The 18,270-nt window shown below is 41.1% G+C and carries 15 protein-coding genes; 6 read left to right on the top strand and 9 right to left on the bottom strand.

Annotated elements, in window-relative coordinates; translation table 11 throughout:
- Nucleotides 1–93: 93 nt before the first annotated feature.
- From rlmF to M2273_RS07255, 3 genes are all read right to left on the bottom strand, one after another.
- Entirely contained in the window at nucleotides 94–1,059 is a 966-nt protein-coding gene (rlmF, locus tag M2273_RS07265) for a 23S rRNA (adenine(1618)-N(6))-methyltransferase RlmF (protein ID WP_429394817.1), read from the bottom strand.
- Between the two features lie 22 nt (nucleotides 1,060–1,081).
- On the bottom strand, nucleotides 1,082–1,552 hold the full coding sequence (locus tag M2273_RS07260) for a hypothetical protein (protein WP_429394814.1): 471 nt from the start codon (nucleotides 1,550–1,552) through the stop codon (nucleotides 1,082–1,084).
- A gap of 93 nt (nucleotides 1,553–1,645) precedes the next feature.
- Nucleotides 1,646–2,152 carry a hypothetical protein gene (locus M2273_RS07255; protein ID WP_429394812.1) on the bottom strand — a complete coding sequence of 169 codons (507 nt, stop codon included), beginning with the start codon at nucleotides 2,150–2,152 and terminating at the stop codon, nucleotides 1,646–1,648.
- 256 nt (nucleotides 2,153–2,408) lie between these two features.
- Here M2273_RS07255 and M2273_RS07250 point away from each other — a divergent pair, with 256 nt between their 5' ends.
- The 4 genes from M2273_RS07250 (at nucleotide 2,409) to M2273_RS07235 (ending at nucleotide 7,383) form a co-directional block, all read left to right on the top strand.
- On the top strand, nucleotides 2,409–2,783 hold the full coding sequence (locus tag M2273_RS07250) for a hypothetical protein (RefSeq protein WP_429394810.1): 375 nt from the start codon (nucleotides 2,409–2,411) through the stop codon (nucleotides 2,781–2,783).
- Between the two features lie 237 nt (nucleotides 2,784–3,020).
- A complete protein-coding gene (locus tag M2273_RS07245) occupies nucleotides 3,021–4,460 on the top strand; it encodes a DUF2142 domain-containing protein (protein WP_429394807.1) in 1,440 nt (479 codons plus the stop codon).
- A gap of 550 nt (nucleotides 4,461–5,010) precedes the next feature.
- Nucleotides 5,011–6,183 carry a DUF5009 domain-containing protein gene (locus M2273_RS07240; protein WP_429394804.1) on the top strand — a complete coding sequence of 391 codons (1,173 nt, stop codon included), beginning with the start codon at nucleotides 5,011–5,013 and terminating at the stop codon, nucleotides 6,181–6,183.
- A 33-nt stretch (nucleotides 6,184–6,216) separates the two neighbouring features.
- A complete protein-coding gene (locus tag M2273_RS07235) occupies nucleotides 6,217–7,383 on the top strand; it encodes a glycoside hydrolase family 18 protein (protein WP_429394802.1) in 1,167 nt (388 codons plus the stop codon).
- Nucleotides 7,384–7,538: 155 nt separating this feature from the next.
- On the opposite strand, the gene M2273_RS07230 is transcribed toward M2273_RS07235, so the two are convergent.
- Genes M2273_RS07230 through M2273_RS07220 form a run of 3 tightly spaced genes read right to left on the bottom strand, consistent with a single transcriptional unit; the run spans nucleotide 7,539 to nucleotide 9,653 of the window.
- The gene (locus M2273_RS07230) at nucleotides 7,539–8,291 is read right to left on the bottom strand and encodes a ThuA domain-containing protein (protein WP_429394799.1); all 753 of its coding nucleotides are present in this window, start codon (nucleotides 8,289–8,291) and stop codon (nucleotides 7,539–7,541) included.
- Nucleotides 8,292–8,312: 21 nt separating this feature from the next.
- A complete protein-coding gene (locus tag M2273_RS07225) occupies nucleotides 8,313–9,068 on the bottom strand; it encodes a ThuA domain-containing protein (RefSeq protein WP_429394797.1) in 756 nt (251 codons plus the stop codon).
- Between the two features lie 45 nt (nucleotides 9,069–9,113).
- On the bottom strand, nucleotides 9,114–9,653 hold the full coding sequence (locus tag M2273_RS07220; RefSeq protein WP_429394795.1) for a DUF4468 domain-containing protein: 540 nt from the start codon (nucleotides 9,651–9,653) through the stop codon (nucleotides 9,114–9,116).
- A 230-nt stretch (nucleotides 9,654–9,883) separates the two neighbouring features.
- Between M2273_RS07220 and M2273_RS07215 the strand changes: the two genes are divergently transcribed.
- Nucleotides 9,884–10,651: a ThuA domain-containing protein gene (locus tag M2273_RS07215; RefSeq protein WP_429394792.1), complete on the top strand. Its 768-nt coding sequence runs from the start codon at nucleotides 9,884–9,886 to the stop codon at nucleotides 10,649–10,651.
- Nucleotides 10,652–11,034: 383 nt separating this feature from the next.
- On the opposite strand, the gene M2273_RS07210 is transcribed toward M2273_RS07215, so the two are convergent.
- Nucleotides 11,035–11,799 carry a ThuA domain-containing protein gene (locus M2273_RS07210; protein ID WP_429394790.1) on the bottom strand — a complete coding sequence of 255 codons (765 nt, stop codon included), beginning with the start codon at nucleotides 11,797–11,799 and terminating at the stop codon, nucleotides 11,035–11,037.
- Nucleotides 11,800–12,089: 290 nt separating this feature from the next.
- Between M2273_RS07210 and M2273_RS07205 the strand changes: the two genes are divergently transcribed.
- Nucleotides 12,090–15,005, top strand: coding sequence for a two-component regulator propeller domain-containing protein (locus tag M2273_RS07205; RefSeq protein WP_429394788.1), 2,916 nt, complete (start codon nucleotides 12,090–12,092; stop codon nucleotides 15,003–15,005).
- Between the two features lie 194 nt (nucleotides 15,006–15,199).
- Here M2273_RS07205 and M2273_RS07200 read toward each other — a convergent pair whose 3' ends face one another.
- Nucleotides 15,200–16,327 carry a redoxin family protein gene (locus tag M2273_RS07200; protein ID WP_429394786.1) on the bottom strand — a complete coding sequence of 376 codons (1,128 nt, stop codon included), beginning with the start codon at nucleotides 16,325–16,327 and terminating at the stop codon, nucleotides 15,200–15,202.
- 17 nt (nucleotides 16,328–16,344) lie between these two features.
- Nucleotides 16,345–18,141, bottom strand: coding sequence for a glycoside hydrolase family 9 protein (locus M2273_RS07195; RefSeq protein WP_429394784.1), 1,797 nt, complete (start codon nucleotides 18,139–18,141; stop codon nucleotides 16,345–16,347).
- Between the last annotated feature and the right edge of the window lie 129 nt (nucleotides 18,142–18,270).

Below are 18,270 nucleotides of genomic sequence, written 5' to 3'. Positions count from 1 at the left end.
GGACTACTTATTTTGAATGATAAAATTATTATAATCAGAATTAAAGAAATCATAGTAATCCCATAATCTAATTAATCTCGGTTCAGACAAATTTTACTGCCAGCGTTTTTTGGCCCATTGCTGTTGCTCTTCAGGCGAAAGGAATGTCCATGTCATGATACGGCTCACCTTTTGCCCCTGCAACATGTTGATAGTTTGCACCTCGGTTGCACCAGCCTTTTGCAAAGCATTATATAAAACGCGGAGATTTTCTTTTTTAGATACCAATGAACTAAACCATAAACATTGTTTTGCAAACCGGGTGCTTTGGGTGGCCATTAACTTTAAAAAGGAAGCCTCGCCACCGGGATACCATAGCTCGGCGTTTTGACCGCCAAAATTCAATACAGGTTCCTTATCTGTTTTTAGCCCCAGGTTGTTCCACTTGCGGCGGGAACCTTCGGCAGCTTCTTTAACTGAAGCATGGAATGGCGGATTGCAAATAGTAAGATCAAACACCTCCCCGGGTTTTATAGCGAATATGAAAATATCCGCCCGGTGTTTCTGCAGGCGCAACTCAATGGCATCCTTCAAATTATCATTTTTGCTGATAATATTTTGCGCAGATTCGATAGCTGCAGGATCAATATCAGTCCCAATAAAACTCCAGCCATACTCCTGGTGACCGATAATAGGGTAAACACAGTTAGCGCCCACCCCAATATCCAATACCAAAACCTGTTTACCTTTAGGGATCATGTTACCGTTAGCCGCAGCCAACAGATCGGCCACGTAATGCACATAATCAGCCCGGCCGGGAATAGGCGGGCATAAAAACCCGGCAGGTATATCCCAATAGCCGACGCCATAATGGTGCTTTAACAAAGCCCTGTTCAGTATTTTTACCGCATCGGGATCAGCAAAATTGATGGTTTGGTTGCCATATTCATTCACAGCAACAAATGGCCTCAATGGTGGTGTGGCTTTTAACAGCGCTTTAAAATCATAACCCATGCGATGACGGTTACGCGGATGCATGGTTGTTTTAACTTCGGGGTTATTGGGGGTTGATGCTGGCAAGTAATATGGTTTTTTAATATAATTATCCTACAATACTGCCTAAATCGGCAGGCGAATAGTTTATTGATTTCAAAGTTTTATTATCAGTAGTTCGATAAACCAGGAACAGGCCGTCAATTTCTTTATAGTGCGACTCCGTTCCGGCCGTATTGCGGTAATGCTCAATAGTTTGGTTAGCCTCTTCAATGGTTTTGCAGGCTTTGCTCATATTGGAGCGGTGCACTTCATCAAACAGTTCCTTAAACTTTTCGCCTAAACCAAACTCCAGTACTGCGCCCGATAATACATATTGCAAATCGCAAAGGGCATCGGCTATTTCAACCAGGTTATTATCATCAACGGCCTGTTGCAGCTCTTTCAGTTCTTCGGCCAGCAGGGCTATGCGCAGGTCACAACGCTCCTTTGAGGGAATTACCGGAGCAGCTATAATAGGATGTTTAAAGGTGCTATGAAATTCAGCTACCTGGTTTAATGAATTTAAATCTTTGATCATGATATTTTACGGCATGTAGTAAGCGTTGCTAAGTTATAAATTAACCCAAATGCTTTCAAAAAATCATTGATCTTTATAAAATATTCGCGCTTACTACGGTACATATTGCTGCGTTATACTTGTTATAACTCCCTTTGAAATACTTAAAATGAACGGATAAGCATCCCTGCTTTTCATGCCCATCAATTCATTTAAACTACCATTACGCATTCCTATGGGATTACTTTTAAAATCAACCAGTTTTATAACCACAGCAGATGAAACGGGCAGTTTACGCAGCTTTTTATTATCGTTAACAATATAATAATCGTTATAAACAAAGTAAGTAAGTTTACCGTTGGCCCCGGTATCAACTGCAGCACCACCGCGTTTTTTAGCAACTTGTACAGCTTTATCGCCCATGTAAAATGTTATATAATCTGCAGTGCACATCCATTGTCCGTTTTGTTGCTGTTGCACATTTTTAATATAGGCAAACTGCCGCAGATTGTTACCTGTATCTGCCACAGCTGGCCGTGCATGTATGTTAGGTGGTTGCGTAATGGTTTTTCTACCCGGTTTATTTGCGCGCTGGTTTTGATTACAAGATAAAGTAATCATAACAATAAAGGGCATTATTACAAAACAATATGTTTTCATAAATTTAGCTGCAGGCATATACGTAATACACAATTAATATTTAAAATGTTGATATTAGAGCCTTAAAAATGAGCAGAATAGATTCGTTTTTTATTAACAACCCCTTAACATTGAAGTACGCTGTTAACATAAACATAATATTAAAAACACAATTTATTAACCTAACTTTGCATCGAAAAATAAATTCAAAATACTTCTGAATTTTCCTATCCGCAACATGAAGAACAATAAAAATAAAACCGCAGTTAAGGAAGCCCGTAAAGCCCTTAAAAAACAATTGAACGATAAACTGTTTGCTCAGATAAAAACTATTGTAAGTGAATTTGAGGCTGATTCAAAAAAGGTAGGTAAAGCCATTGAAAAAGCTTCAAAAAACCTGGCAAAAATACTTTCGGCAAAAATAAACACAGATGGTGATGCTCCTGCTGCAACTGTAAAGGTAGTAAAAGATAAAAAGCAAAATACTGAATCTGCTGATAAAACAGTTGTTGCTCCGGCAGCAAAAACCGCAGCAGACAAAAAACCTGCAGTTGCTCCATCAAAAACAGTTAAGGCAGCAAGCAAAACAACCGCTAAAAAGCCGGTTGCTTAATAAGCAGAAACCGCCGGGGACAAAATTTTGTTCTGGCAAAACAGATAAGGGCTTTCAAGGCTTTTATCTGTTTTAAACACCCGGGAAAAATGTGCGGCATTAGTAAGTGGTTGAATTTTACCAGTTGCATTATTAATTATAATCAGTTCCGTTCCTAAACCCGATATCCCATTTACATTTATAGCCGGCATATTAGTTTAATATAATTAGTTTTGCTTTTTATACTAAAACTACCTGATGTTTAAATTTGAGGCTATATACTTAAAGCTCCATAAACACTTACATTATATATACCTGTTGTATGCTATACCTATGGTTTACCTGGCTGCAACAATAACTCCTCCTTTTCAAAACCCTGATGAACCAAATCACTTTTTAAGAGGTGAACAGATATCCAGATTTGATATTGTCCCGGTTTTTATACGCGATAAAGGAAATGTATCCATCAGGAGCGATTCCGTATTCACAGACCCAAGAATAATATACCCGGATAAAGGTGGCTTTACTACCGATAAAGGTATTTTAGATGCTGAACAGGCGTTTTCATCAATTCAATTTCACCCGCAAGCTAAAATATCCGCACGTTTAACAGATAGTACTAAAAGTATTAAATGGGGAACAGGTATTGGTTATAAAAATTTCGGCAATACTGTTATTTATCCTCCGGTTGTTTATGCAATGCCTGCTATAGGTATAGCAGCAGGTAAATTATTCCATTTATCAGTAATAAAAACACTATATCTTTCCAGGATACTTAATGGCATATTTTCCATAACTCTTTGTTTTTTTGCTTTGCTATTGGCCAAACGCAGTAATATCTTAATGTTTATTGTGCTACTTTTTCCAATGACCATTGCATTATTTGCCTCCGTAAGTCAGGATGCTATTGTAATAAGCTGTGCTTTTCTTCTGGTTGCCATAATTGACAATGCAGAATTTGGCAATAAAACTTATTCCAAGCGGCAGGTGTATGCCATGATCATTCTCATGAGTATAATTGGTATTTCCAAACCTCCTTATGTGCTGTTTACCTTTATCTTTTTGTTTTTAAAATTGAATAGAAAAACAAAAGCGACTGGGGTAATTGTTCCTATACTTAGCATACTGATTTGGCTTGTTATTAACCATGCTAATTTTGCAATAAAATTTGCTCCGCCCGAACTAAGAATTAATGCACAATTACAGGTTTTACACATCATTCATCATCCTTTTAAATTCATTGGTTTGTTTTTTCAGTTTGATAAGGGAGGACTTATTAACTGTTTCGATTCATTTGTTGGAATATTAGGCTGGCTCGATCTGGCATTTTCAACCAATTATTATCATATAGCCTATATTACCCTTTTTGCAGGCTTTGTTATTGGCTTAAGTTCTTCCTGGAAAGATAATATCCAGTTAAAAACCGGTTTATTGTTATGCGCTTTTATTACGTTAATAGCTGTTTTAACAGCCCAATATGTTACCTGGACAGCGCTGGAAGCAACTTCGCTGAGCGGTATGCAAGGCAGGTATCTTTTACCTATATTCCCTTTTCTTGCATTGGCTGTAAGCAATGCAGTAAAATATGAAAAAATTGCACGTATAAGAGAGGTCCTTTTCATGGCCATATTGTTGTTCCCTATATTTACCGCGGTTACTATAATTGAGGGATTAATTAACAGATATTATCTGGGTTAATTAAACATTCAAATATTATTAAAGCTGTCACTAAAAAGGCCTCCTCTCTTATTACTTAAAGTGCAACAAAGCAAAACGTAGCTAACCAGCAGCGTTTTTCATAAAAATTGATCCTTTAGTTTAGTGAAATAGATTATATGTCATAGAACATACAATGAAAAACTATTCCTATAAATTACTGTTGCACTGCTTTTTGCTCCTCGTAGTGGTAATGTAGGGCTTGATTAATATAATGCACCAACTTTACCTTTTAGTTTTGTTAACAACCCAAAAAACAAAATAGCCAAACTTAAAATTACAGACATACAGTATAAACAGTAATCATAATTGCTCCAATTATGATTAATTATGATTAAAGGGAGAAATGCGATAACCATCAGGATATTGATCAGTTATTTAAAAAAAGCTTTGTATTTACAGCACACCATGAACACCTGAATACATTATATAATGCTATATTAAAGGTTTGATACAGCAGCAGTAAGCTGTGATCATGATATAAATAAAATGAACCATACCTATTCATATTTCACAATTTAAAATCCTTTAAATGCAACAATTACCCAAGCGCCTTTTATCAATTGATGTGTTACGCGCCATAACCATGTTATTAATGATATTTGTTAATGACGCCAGTGGCGTAAAACACATCCCGGCTTGGATTGATCATGCCGAAGGCAGGGCCGATGCCATGGGATTTGCAGATACCATATTCCCCGCATTTTTATTCATCGTAGGTTTATCACTTCCCTTCGCCATAAAAAACAGGATGAGTAAAGGCGATTCGTTCATCTCCATTTTAATTTACATACTTACCAGGAGTGCCGCACTGATCATCATGGGATTTTTTCATGTGAACCTGGAGAGCTACAGTACAGCCTCCATACTTCCTAAGGCGCTTTGGGCCATATTGATCACTATTGCCTTTTTCCTGATATGGCTTGATTATCCCGAAACCCTGAGCAAAGCAAAAAGATATACACTGATGGGGATTGGAGTTGCCTTGCTTATTGCAATGGCTATAATATATAAAGGTGGCGACGCGTTTGACCCAAGATGGATGCGCCCTTCATGGTGGGGGATATTAGGTATCATTGGCTGGGCCTATTTAATATGTGCCGTAGTTTACCTGTTGGCTAAAGGAAAACTGAACGTGCTTGTTCCGGTATTGGTGCTGTTTGTAGCCATAAACATAGCCAGGCATACAGGTATTATTCCTAAAAAGATATGGCTCATAGGCGATGCATCATCCATAACCTTAACTATGGGAGGTATCATGATATCTGAAATATATGCGCGCCTGGTTTCGCTTGGTAAAACCCAGCGGATATGGATAATTTTTGGACTTACCGGCATACTCCTTATTGTATTGGGCCTGCTTATCCGTCCGTATACACAGGGTATCTCCAAAATTCGCTCCACCCCTGCCTGGATCTTCATTTGCAGCGGCATAACTGTACTGGTATTTGAGCTCATGATATACCTGGTTGATGTTAAGGGTAAAAAAAACTGGTTCAAAATTATATGGCCTGCGGGCACCAGTACACTTACGTGTTATTTGATGCCTTACTTCCAGGTTTTCCTGCTCATGTTGTTCCATATTAACTACCCTTCGGTTTTTAATTCGGGCATCATTGGCCTGGCACGTTCCATGGCTACGGCATTTATACTGATAGCGTTGGTTGGACTAATGGAAAAAAAGAGGATCAGATTAAAAGTTTGATAAATAAACCTATACACACCTAAACTTATCCAAATGAATAATTTTAAATTTTTAAACCGGGTTACCCGGACAAGGGCAATGCTTTGCTTATTGACATTTATATTACCTGCTTTTACACTACAAGCGCAAAAAGTAGTAAAAAAGCAAAAATATGTGATCATTGGTTACGTTGGTGGTTACAAGGGAGTTGCCGACATGAGCATGGTGAACCCCGAAAAGCTAACCCATATTAATTATGCCTTTATTAACGTAAAAAACAACCGGGCATTTTTAAGTCATGAAAAAACCGATACCACCAACTTCAGAAACTTAGTGCTCCTTAAAAAGAGAAATCCGGCACTCAAGATCCTGATATCCATAGGCGGGTGGACGTGGAGCAGAAATTTTTCGGATGCTGTGCTTACTGATACCGCCCGCGAAGCTTTTGCCGCCAGCGCGGTTGCCCTCATTAAAAAATATGATCTTGATGGTATTGACATTGATTGGGAATATCCCGATCTGGCTGGTAACGCCGGCAATATTCACCGTAAGGACGACAAGGAGAACTATACGCTGATGTTTAAATCATTACGGCATGACCTGGATATATTGGAAAAACAAACCAATAAAAAACTGTTGCTTACCGCGGCAGTAGGTGGCTTTAAACGTTTTTTAGAGCACACCGAAATGGATAAAGTACAACAATACCTTGATTATATAAACCTCATGACCTATGATTACTTCCAGGATGGGGCAGGCATTGCCGTTCATCATACAAACCTATATGCATCCAAAAAATATCAAACAGAAAATTATGCCGATAAAGCAGTATCTGATTTTGTAGCTGCCGGTGTACCTGCCAGCAAACTGGTACTGGGTGTGGCTTTCTACGGCAGATCCGTAATGGTTTTGGATATTGCACAAAACGGACTGGGCATGAAACGGGGCGAAAATGTGCATGTGGGTGGCTATACGCTGATAAAAGATAGTCTCACTAACCGTAATGGTTTTAAATATTACCGCGATTACAACGCCGAGGCTCCTTATTTATTCAATGCTGTTACTAAACAGTTCATCTCTTACGATGATGAATGGTCAATAAAAGCCAAGTGTCGCTACCTGGTAAAGCATCATTTGGCCGGGGTTATGTTTTGGGAATATGCCGACGATAAAAAAGAATACCTGTTGAACGAGATTGATGCAAGGTTGAAAACGAAATAAGTTTTTCTCTGAAATAACAGTAATAAAAAAAAGCGTCATTGCGAGGAACGAAGCAATTAGCCCCACCCAACCCTCCCCGGAAGGGAGGGCTTATAACTAAAAGGCTCCCCTACCGGGGGAGATTTAGAGGGGGCTACCTCGCAATGACGTGGATATCATCTCCCCCTTCCCAGCCACATTACTGCGTTTTCAAAGAGTTTATTCTGCACATCCGAGGTAAAAATCTGGTCGCCGTGGCCCATGTTGATGTATAGCATTTTGTATTGGGTGTTGGTCCAAACCACGGGAATATCGCCATCCCTGATGATATCTTTTTTGCCCAGCGGATAATTTGCCGGATCAAGGGTTACCAGCACCTTGATATCCTTGTTCAACCGCGGACTTGGTTTCCACCCGTACCACTCATTTATGGGTGCTATAAAATTAGCCGGGATGCCCCTGGTTACTGCATGGTTACCGTCATCAACCACTAACTTTGCCGGTAATGGTGGCCAGCTGTTATTATAAAAAACCGCGCTGCCCAAAAAGCTTACAAACCAGGGCCATTTGGTGTATTTATCGTTATAGCCCGCTACGTGAAACCCCAGCCAGGCACCGCCATTATCCATGTATTTTACAAAGGCAGCCCTTTGCCCGGCATTCTGCGGGAAATCATTTAGCCAGATAATCAGCTGATAATTTTTCAGGTAATCATCGTTTACATTTTTCCAGTTGGTGGTAGTATCAAATACAAAACCCCTTTTTACCGCCAGATCTGTAAAGTACTTAATGGCATCATGGGCAAAATCAACATGGTCCGACTCAACGGTGGTGGTGTAAAGGGCCAATACCTTAAACTTTGGCCTTTGAGCAAAAGCTGTGGTAATCAGTGTTGCGGTTATTATTAAGCAAAAAAGTTTTTTCAACATATACGATCTGTAATTATATCACTACTTGCCCGCTGCCCAGAAAATGGCATTGGTGAAAATTTTAACCCAGGCGGGATTATCCAGCAAATTTGGTGAGTGCCCCATAAAAATATAAATGTTGCGTGCCTTAACATGCTCGTTGGTCCAGATCACCGGGTGATCACCCATTTTAATATCACCCTGCGGATCATAGGTTGATTCATCAACGCTGGCAATTACATGCACATTAGGGCGTGGGCTTTTATCATAAGTGTACCACTCCTCCTGCTGTATGATAAATGAGGATGGTACACCCTTCATCACCGGGTGCTTTTTATCCTCCACATTTACCTTTCCTTTGGCGAAGGTACCTATGTAGTTTTTATAAGTAATGCCACCCATAAAGTTCGAGAACCATTGCCACTTGTGATAGCCATCAAACTCACCTAAAAGCGTTGCATGGTGGAAACCGATCCAGCCACCCCTGCCCTCGTCAATGTATTTTTGAAAAGCGGCTACCGCCTTATCTGTCCAGGCATAGGGTACGTAATCAAGCTGAAGAAACAGCTGATAGTTACTTAAAAAGGCGTCATCAATTTTATCAGTGTTCTGTATATAATCAACGGTAAAACCTTTTTCGGCAGCCAGTTTATCCAACCATACTTTGGCGCGTTTTGAAAATTCAATATGGTGCCCACCATTTTCGTACAGGGCCAGCACTTTAAAATGTTTGGGTTGTGCTTTAAGGTTAAAGCAGGCAAATACACCAACACAAATAAGCAACAGTAATTTTTTCATATATAGTTTATGGTATTATAAATTATTCAAAATAGTATTCACCGTTTATTGTTCCATATTCGCTTTAAACGACCCCATCAAGGTTAAGGTACTTGAATTTAAACCCGTAAAAAGCTTTTCATCTTCTGCCGACCAGGGATGACCCTGCCGGTAATCCCACCAGCGATATTCAATTTTTGAATAATCATTGGTTATACCAGGTTCAATTGGTTTTTCGTAATAGTTATATGTACTGAAGGTATAACCGGTATCGCTCACTACAACATCAACATTAAACCTAAGCCAGTAATAATTTCCCGAAGCGCTGGTTATCACCTTGAATTTCCCGGTTCCGTTTATCTCACCGGATTCTTTGTTGGTTGTACTCTTGCCTTGTTGATCAGGGAATACTTTTTGAAACCATTTGGCTGCACGGTTATATAATTCGGTTTTGTTTAAGCCTTTATTAGCGATGTAAGCTTTTTCATAATTGATCTTCCCTTTTTTCATGGGGATATAAATTTTAGCCGCGTCTGTTTGGGCGTAATTTACCAAAGGCACCAGCATTAAAAAAAGGGCGAAAAGTAATTTTCCTATAACCGGCATTTGTTGCATAATTGATGGTAAAGCGTTAGCCGGTGATTGAATATGATTTTATTATTTATAGCTATTTGAGCTTATCAACCTATCCCCGTAACTGTATTTCAAATATCAAGATTTACTATTATAAAAAGCCTTTACCATTGCCCTACTTTACCACTACGCTGTTATGATTGCCAATACAGAACAAAAAGTTTCTCCTATAATTGTTTCCGGTCGCCAATCAGGACTATATCATGAAAACCCTTAAAAAATATCTGCTTACTTATTTATTGATCATTTGCAGCCCGGCTCTCGCTATGGCACAAACACAACAACCCAGGTTTAAGGCTATTGCCATTGCCGAAACCGGTGGAGGACATGCTTTATTTGACGCCGCCGCTAAAATATGGCTGAACAAACTTGCCATCGACAGCAATTTCACAATCGATTACATTATCAATACCCAACCCATTACCAAAGAATTTCTGAAACAATACCAGCTTTTCATTCAACTTGATTACCCACCTTACCCCTGGGGAAAGGAAGCCCAGGATGCCTTTACAGAATACCTGGAACAGGGTAAAGGGGGCTGGATAGGTTTTCATCACCCTACCCTGCTGGGTGTGTTTGATGGTTACCCGATGTGGCAATGGTACTCCAAATTCATGGGCGATATTATGTTTAAAGATAATATACACGGGGGCACAACCGCATTGCTTACCATCGAGGATAAAAACCACCCCATTATGGCGGGTTTACCGGCATCATTTACCACAAAAGACGAATGGTATACCTATAACCGCAGTCCGCGCGCCAACGTACATGTGCTGGCCAGTATTGACGAAAATACGTATGTACCCAACAGGGATATTAAAATGGGGGATCACCCGGTAATATGGACCAACGAGCACATAAAAGCCAAAAACATTTACATTGCCATGGGGCATTTTCCAGAGCTTTTTCAGGATAATGTTTTCACTACGTTGGTAAGGAATACGATATTTTGGGCTGCGAAGAAATAGGCATCATTCCCTTTCCGCTTCAAATTAGAGGCTTAAAAAAATCCGTAACCATAAAGCTTCTGCTTCCTTTCCCTTGTCAGCAGATAAGCTTCGGGCGAAAGTGGGCAGAACATGGTGGGTTGTGTGGCAGGGAGGGGCATTAGCAAATCTTGCCGAAGACGGGGCATTGAGGGAACGAAGTAGAGGCAAGGTTTAGCAGCCCGTGGTTCTGCCTGCTTGCAGGGCAAAGGCCATGAGCGCAAAGAAGCATTTCTGCTGACTTGATTTTTGGTTACTTTGTATCAAGACAAAGTAACAGCCTTAGCGGCAATTGAGCGCTCTACGACAGGCACTATTCGCCCTGTATAGCATAGAGATTGCTTCGTACCTCAATGACGCATTGATTATTTTGATGCAGCCCACAAAATAGCATCCCTAACCAGTATAGCATAATCATGATTGCTTAGCAATACAGGCGAATGACCAATGCCAATGTATATCATTCTGCGGAAATGCTCGTTTGTCCAGATGATGGGATGATCGCCCATGGGTTTGCTTTGTTTGTAAGTTGACTCGTCGGCTGTAGCCAAAACATGCACATCAAACCGCGGACTTTTATTATACTCATACCACTCATCTTCTATTTCCATTTTTGCTGGCAGGTTTTTAGTAACCGGGTGCTTACGGTCCTCAATTATAACCGTTCCCCTTTGAAAGGCAGGGTGCGGCGAGTAAATCACATTACCCATCAGGTTCTGGAACCATTGCCAGTATTTGGTATTGGCAGCCAAAAATTCTGTACCGGTTAAACCGGCAGCATGTATGCCTACCCAACCCTTGCCTTGCTCTACAAACCTTTGTAAGGCATCCTGCTGGCTGTATGACATATCAAAAGGCGCCAGTTGCAGCATTACAAATACCTGGTAATTTTTAAGATTGGCATCATTTATTTTGCTGGTATCATCAGTAATATCTATATCGAAATGGTTTTCTTTACCCAGTTTCTCGAAGAAGGACTTTGCCGCAGTCATCATTTTTTCATGATCATTGGAGCGTGAGGTAACGGCCAGCACCCTAAAATGATGGGTTTGGGCATTAACTTTAACGCCTAAAAAGAACAGGCAGATGATAATACCTGATATGACCTGTTTTAACAATTGCTGATACATAACTCTAAATTTACAATGAGGCTTAATAAAATAAACACTACAAATGATTTCCAAATGTCACTACCAGCATTAATATAACCAACAGATCTCATCCCTACATTAACACTACAAAACCCTGTTATTTATACTTAAATACACTGAAAATCAATTTATACATACCCCTACAAACGAAACCGCCCGCCTTTTACAAAAATGTTTTTTAAATTACCTTTTTAATTCCAACAACTTCAGTTATCTGATACTGTAAGTTTTATAAACTTTGTTCAAATCATGTCGAGTAATTTTTGTTAATGAAGAAAATCATACTATTGATTATTATTTGCAGGGCTTTACTTTATACAGCTAATGCGCAAACCACCATTGGCGTACCTGCCATAAAAAATTACACGCACACTGATTATAATGCCAGCACAGAAATTTGGGATGTTAAGCAGGACAAAAACGGTATACTTTATTTTGCCAATAATGATGGACTGATAACGTTTGATGGCAGTTATTGGAAAATATACCCCCTGCCTAATAAAGGCACCATCAAAGCTCTGGCTATTGATCCTTCTGGAAGGATATTTGTAGGCGGACAGGATGAGATAGGTTACTTTTTTCCGGATGGGAACGGTATTTTAAAATATCACTCCATAAAAAACCTGATGCCCCAAAAGGCCCGGCAATTTGCCGATATATGGAGTATTGTATTGTTTAAAAATGAAGTGTTCTTTCGTACTATTGAGTGTGTGTTTGAGTACAATAACAACGAGATCAAAACATTTGACGCCCCTGGTGGATGGCGCTTGCTGACCCAGGCAGGCACACAACTATTTGCCGAAGATAAGGACGAGGGCCTGATGTTTTTTAAAGATTACCAATGGCAGCCCTGCCGCACACAGTTACAAACGGCCAATCTGCACATTACAGGCGTAATGGACTACAATAAGGATACCGTATTGGTTACCACCTTAAAACAAGGACTGTTTTTGCTTACAGGGTCAACCTTAATAAAAAAACCAACCGCCATTGATGCCATTTTACACAACGACCTGGTTAATTGTGCCAAAAAAATAGGTAACGATCGCTATGCCATCGGCACAAAGGCAAAGGGCCTCATTATAATTGACGGCAAAGGAAATGTAGTTGAGCGGTTTTCGAACAACGAAGGCCTGCAGAACAACAATGTGCTTGGCTTACTGCTCGACCGTGATAAAAACCTATGGCTTGGTCTGGAAAGCGGGGTTGATTTTATAAACTACAGTACCTCGGTTAAACATATTTACGCCACTAAGGAGAATCAAACAAAAAGTAATGCCGTAAGCGTATTTGATAATAAATTATTTATTGGCACATCAAACGGTTTATTCAGCGCTCCGCTTGATCCGCGGTTAAAAGATATCAGCACCAATAAGGGGGTATTTACAGAGGTTGAAAATACCAAGGGGCAGGTATGGAGCTTAAGTCAAATAAACAACCATCTTTTAATGGGACATGAGGACGGCGCTTTTGTGGTTGATAATAACCAGGCTAAACCCATAACCAGCGGGCAGGGCGCATGGCGGTTTATATCTATCCCCTCCTCGCCAGATATTATTGCCGGCACATACACAGGTTTGCAACTGATCAAATACAGCAACGGCGATTTTAAAAATGATGGAAAAATGGAAGGCCTGTATGAATCACTGGCCACTTTAGCAAGGGATAATACTAATGTGATATGGGCATCGCACCCGTACAGGGGTGTTTTTAAACTACAACTGGCTGCCGACAGGAAAAAGATCATCCGTTACACCCAATACACTGACCATAATGGCCTGCCATCGGTATTAAATAATCATGTTTACTTTATTAGAAACAAGGTATTGGTTGCCACCGAAAAGGGGGTATACGAATACAATGCAGATAAAAATAAATTTGAACAATCGGCATTTTTCAAACCAATGTTTGACAATACTTATGTTGAACATTTAACAACCGATGCAACCGGCAATATCTGGTTCATCAGCGATCAGCGGGTTGGCGTGATCGATTTCAGCAAGCCATCAGGTGGCAAACCCTATACCATTATTTATTTCCCTGAACTGGCCGGGCAAACTGTAAAATCAGCCGGATACATATTTCCTTATGATACGGAAAACATTTTCATAGGATCAAACAATGGCATTTTTCATTTAAATTATCGTCAATATGTGCAGTCAGAAACCAAACTGAATGTATTGCTAACTACGGTAAAAGCCATAGCCGAAAAAGACAGCCTGATATTTGGTGGTTATTTTATGAAGGATAATCAGATAGCCACCGACCAAAGCAGCAAACAGATCACCACCCTATCCAATCACTGGAACTCCTTTCACTTTGAGTATTCATCAACTCTGTTCGCCCAGAAAAGCAATGAAGAATTTACTTATAAGCTAATAGGCTTTGATAATGAATGGTCAAAATGGTCGGTAAAAACCGAGAAGGATTATACCAACCTGCCCTACGGTCAATATACGTTTTCGGTAAGGGTACGTAATAACCTGGGGAATGCCTCATCGCCTGTAAATTATACTTTTATAGTAGAACCTGCCTGGTACCAAACTGTATGGGCATACTTGTTTTATTTTTTATTGGTAGCATGCGCCGCATATTGGGCTATAAAAGAACAGCAAAAAAGGTTTGATCTGCATCAGAAAAAACATGAGGAAGAACAGCGACGCCTGAGCTATCTGCACAGTTTAGAGCTTGACAGGAATGAAAAAGAGATCATCGCCCTGAAAAACAACAACCTGGAAACCGAGCTCAATTACAAAAACAAGGAATTGGCCACCATTACCATGCACCTGGTTGAACGTGGGCGCATACTGTTAAATATCAGGGAAGAATTAGTAGGCACCATTAAAAAACTGAACCTCCCGGATCTTACCCATGAGTTCAGGAGTGTTTTTAAGCTGGTAAGTGATACCGAGAAAAAGGATGATGACTGGAACCATTTCGCCATTTACTTTGATCAGGTGCACAACAATTTCCTGTCTATCATGAAAACCAGGTTCCCGGGCCTTAGTCCTACCGATCTGAAACTTTGCGCTTATCTAAGGCTCAACCTAACATCAAAAGAAATAGCCCAACTGATGAATATCTCGCTCAAAGGCGTAGAGATCAGCAGGTACCGTGTACGCAAAAAACTAATGCTGTCAACAGAGGTCAATTTGTATGATTTTTTGATTGATATTACGAAATAATAAAAGGCGTCATTGCGAGCGATAGCCTGTTTTGACGGCTGTCATGCTGAGCTTGTCGAAGCATGTGGGCAGGCCTTTACGCACGATACTTCGACAAGCTCAGTATGACAAGCCCACCATTTACATTATGAAAACTCACAAGCCGCCGCTCGATTACTGTATACTACTTTAGCCCTCCCCAAAAGGGGGGGCGTTTACTTATATATCCTCCCCATTGTCGGGTCATCCCAAATGATCTTCTTTAATGCTTCTGGATCAATAATACCCTGTTTGCCGTAAATAATTTTACCGTTAGGATCAACCAGCATGGTATACGGTAGGGCGCCATCCCATTTAGGGTCAACGGCCTCTATCATTTTATATTTATCATCGCCGGTATATAAATAATTGGGGCCCGATGCCTGCTTGCCTTTCAAAAAGCTCAAAGCCTTGTCCTTACGTGAAGGATCATCGGCGCTGATGGTCACAAACTCCAGCCCTCTGTCGCGGTACAGGTGCATAATGGTTACCAGCTCCGGGAACTCCGCAACACAGGGGCCACACCAAGTAGCCCATAAATTAATGAGCCTTAATTTATCGGATTTGTTTTTTATCAAATTGGCTATACCAACTGCATCAATAGTATCCAGCTTTACCGGTTCATTGGCCCAGGTTATGGCTGCTTTTTGTATCCAGTCTTGTTTTTCAGCCCATTTAATAGAGCAGCCAAAGGTTTTGGTTACCGGTACTGCTACTTCTTTACCCGCCAGTACGGCGTCAATGGCATTGCGTGCATCCAGAGACTTAGGCGTTTTAGCCGGGTTCTCCATATCATCAATACGACCGTTGTAGTGCAGTTTCCTGTCCTTGTCAAAAATAAAGATATGTGGTGTAGCCACCGGACCATATTTTTTAGAGGCTATTTCCGTTTCGCCGTCATACAGGTAAGGGAAGTTAAACTTCTTGTCCCTGGCGCGTACCTTCATATCATCAAATGAATCACCTACATCACTATAACCCAGTTCATCCAACCGCAGTGAAGCAGGGTTATTGGGATTGATAGCCACCACTTTTACACCTTTACCTGCATAATCACTGGTGAGTTTTACCAGCCTGTCTTCATAAGCCTGCGATGTAGGGCAATGGTTGCAGATAAAAACAACAGCCAGCACTTTAGCATCTTTGAACGACTGCAGCGTATAGGTTTTCCCATCGATACCGGGCAAGCTAAAATCGGGCGCTGCAGCGCCTGTAGCCAATGTGGGATGGTTTACCTGTGCAAAGCTAAACTGCGTAAAGGCCAGCAGCAAAATTACAATCTGTGCAAAGCGAAATTTCTTCATATCTCTAATAAAGTTAATCATTCATGTACAGCAACAGCCAGCAGGTACCATGCAGTATGCGGCAGCCACTGCTCGGCCCAGCGCCAGTCATAATCTTTATGGATCTGGGCGTAGGACAAATTAAAATCAATATCGTTCTCGTCATTCAGGCCCGATGTTACACCGTTTACAATACCGCCGGGAGCATTGGTATACTCAAACGTGCCGAAGAAACCATAAGCCGGGTTATTATGCCCTGTACCCTGCAGCATACTGGCATCAAAGGGGTTAAGGCCCAAGATCCAGTTCAACTGATCAACCGCGAAAGTTTCCAGTTGGTCATGATAAGCTTTATCATCGGTAAACAGACTGGCGGCCAATCGCGCTGCTGTTGCCATAGAGCTCAGCCTCGCATTTTCGCCCTGCCACCACGGCGAGGCATCGCTGCCCTGCGGGAAGAAGAAAGAAGTGCGGCGTTTGCCCAATGTATCCTGCACCAATTGGCGGCTATAGCCAAAAGGGTTATTCACCTCGTGGGTTACTTTCAATTCAAAATCAAAGGAAGCTTTGATGGCTTTTTTGATGGATGCCTGCATGGCCTGATCGGCATAAGGATAAAAATAAATGAGACTAACCACTGGCAATCCCGCATCTGATGGATGAAAAAATGGCCTGTCGGTACTGTCGGCTTTCCAGTAATTCTGGTAATTTTTCCAGGTTGAAAGGCGGCTGATCAGGTTGTTAGCCCGTTTGGTTGCGGCGGCCAGGTATTCGGCTTTTTTAGTGGCTTTGTAGAGTTCGGTTGCCGCACTTAGTGCACAATAATCATCCAATATATTTTCACGCCCGTCAAAGGTCATGAGCTTGTTATTGGCTTCCAGGAATTTAAAAGCGTTTTCGGCAGCTTGCAGATATTGTTCGCTGGTAAAATCGCCGTTTACTTTTATGGTTGATGCCATAGCCAGCGCGGCAATGGCCATACCACCACCTGAGCGGTAGCTGGTTTGGTACCTGTGCCAGTCGTTGTTTTCGGCACTATTACTAAAGGGTTGGTCTTTGGTTTTTTTAATGCGATAAGATGCATCTTCGGCACGGATCACCCGGTCCTTAGCCAGCTTACCCGGCCCGGGAGCGGATACTGACCTGTAGAATGAACCATTTTTGGCTTGCATCCGCACCAGATAATCGGCGCCATAGGTAGCCTCATCCAAAATACGACGGTTTATCTGTCTAAAATCAGTGGTAGTTTTTTTGTCGAGAATTTCCTTTGTTTTAAGCAGGCTCCAGGCCACCAAAGGTATTTGCTGCGGGTTAAAATACAGGGAGAACGACAGGTGCGAAAAATGTTTGCCATAATCGCCGGTGGCATCATACCATCCGCCGTGGGCATCAATAGTATCCGTGGTTTTACCGGCCAGCAACAAATGATGGTCGGCCTTATCAATTTCACCAGCACTGCGCTGCCCTTTAAAGTAATACACAACGTCTGACAGGGTAGCCTGCTCCAGCACATTCTTTCCTATTTTAAACGGATATGAACTTATCTTTTTACCAGGCAAACTGATCTGCACCTGGTAAGTACCGTCGGTAGTAAAGCTGCTAAAATCAAGCGTATAAAACTCCCGGTTTTTCCAGCCAGGTACCTTGCCGCTATAGGTCGACTTGCCGGTAAACACCGTTTTACCATCGACATCAACCAAAGCAAATGCTGTTATGGGATACGGTTTATCTGTAACCACAATGGCTTTTTTGGGTTTGGTATCTTCATAACCCACCTGATTTGTTACCACTTTAACTTTTTGCGCGAATGCCGCGGCAGGCAGTGCGATTATCATAAAAATTAAAAACCTGTATGTCGTTTTTATCATGATTGGGGTATTATAAGGTTAATTAAATTTACAAAATTTTCAGTTCCCCCTTTTTGAGAGGGGGCGCGTTAGACCGAGCGTTGGCAGGGGTGTGTC

Origin of the sequence: Mucilaginibacter lappiensis, assembly GCF_050433765.1 — a bacterium.
Classification (GTDB): domain Bacteria; phylum Bacteroidota; class Bacteroidia; order Sphingobacteriales; family Sphingobacteriaceae; genus Mucilaginibacter; species Mucilaginibacter lappiensis_A.
This window is presented reverse-complemented; position numbering and strand designations above follow the sequence as displayed.

Bases quoted from the DNA above. Each gene is read 5' to 3' on its own strand.
- M2273_RS07240 (WP_429394804.1), top strand. From the start codon at position 5,011: ATGCAACAATTACCCAAGCGCCTTTTATCAATTGATGTGTTACGCGCC.
- M2273_RS07250 (WP_429394810.1), top strand. From the start codon at position 2,409: ATGAAGAACAATAAAAATAAAACCGCAGTTAAGGAAGCCCGTAAAGCC.
- M2273_RS07205 (WP_429394788.1), top strand. From the start codon at position 12,090: ATGAAGAAAATCATACTATTGATTATTATTTGCAGGGCTTTACTTTAT.
- M2273_RS07235 (WP_429394802.1), top strand. From the start codon at position 6,217: ATGAATAATTTTAAATTTTTAAACCGGGTTACCCGGACAAGGGCAATG.
- M2273_RS07195 (WP_429394784.1), bottom strand. From the start codon at position 18,141: ATGATAATCGCACTGCCTGCCGCGGCATTCGCGCAAAAAGTTAAAGTG.
- M2273_RS07200 (WP_429394786.1), bottom strand. From the start codon at position 16,327: ATGAAGAAATTTCGCTTTGCACAGATTGTAATTTTGCTGCTGGCCTTT.
- M2273_RS07225 (WP_429394797.1), bottom strand. From the start codon at position 9,068: ATGAAAAAATTACTGTTGCTTATTTGTGTTGGTGTATTTGCCTGCTTT.
- M2273_RS07245 (WP_429394807.1), top strand. From the start codon at position 3,021: ATGTTTAAATTTGAGGCTATATACTTAAAGCTCCATAAACACTTACAT.
- M2273_RS07210 (WP_429394790.1), bottom strand. From the start codon at position 11,799: ATGTATCAGCAATTGTTAAAACAGGTCATATCAGGTATTATCATCTGC.
- M2273_RS07255 (WP_429394812.1), bottom strand. From the start codon at position 2,152: ATGATTACTTTATCTTGTAATCAAAACCAGCGCGCAAATAAACCGGGT.
- M2273_RS07230 (WP_429394799.1), bottom strand. From the start codon at position 8,291: ATGTTGAAAAAACTTTTTTGCTTAATAATAACCGCAACACTGATTACC.
- M2273_RS07260 (WP_429394814.1), bottom strand. From the start codon at position 1,552: ATGATCAAAGATTTAAATTCATTAAACCAGGTAGCTGAATTTCATAGC.
- M2273_RS07215 (WP_429394792.1), top strand. From the start codon at position 9,884: ATGAAAACCCTTAAAAAATATCTGCTTACTTATTTATTGATCATTTGC.
- M2273_RS07220 (WP_429394795.1), bottom strand. From the start codon at position 9,653: ATGCCGGTTATAGGAAAATTACTTTTCGCCCTTTTTTTAATGCTGGTG.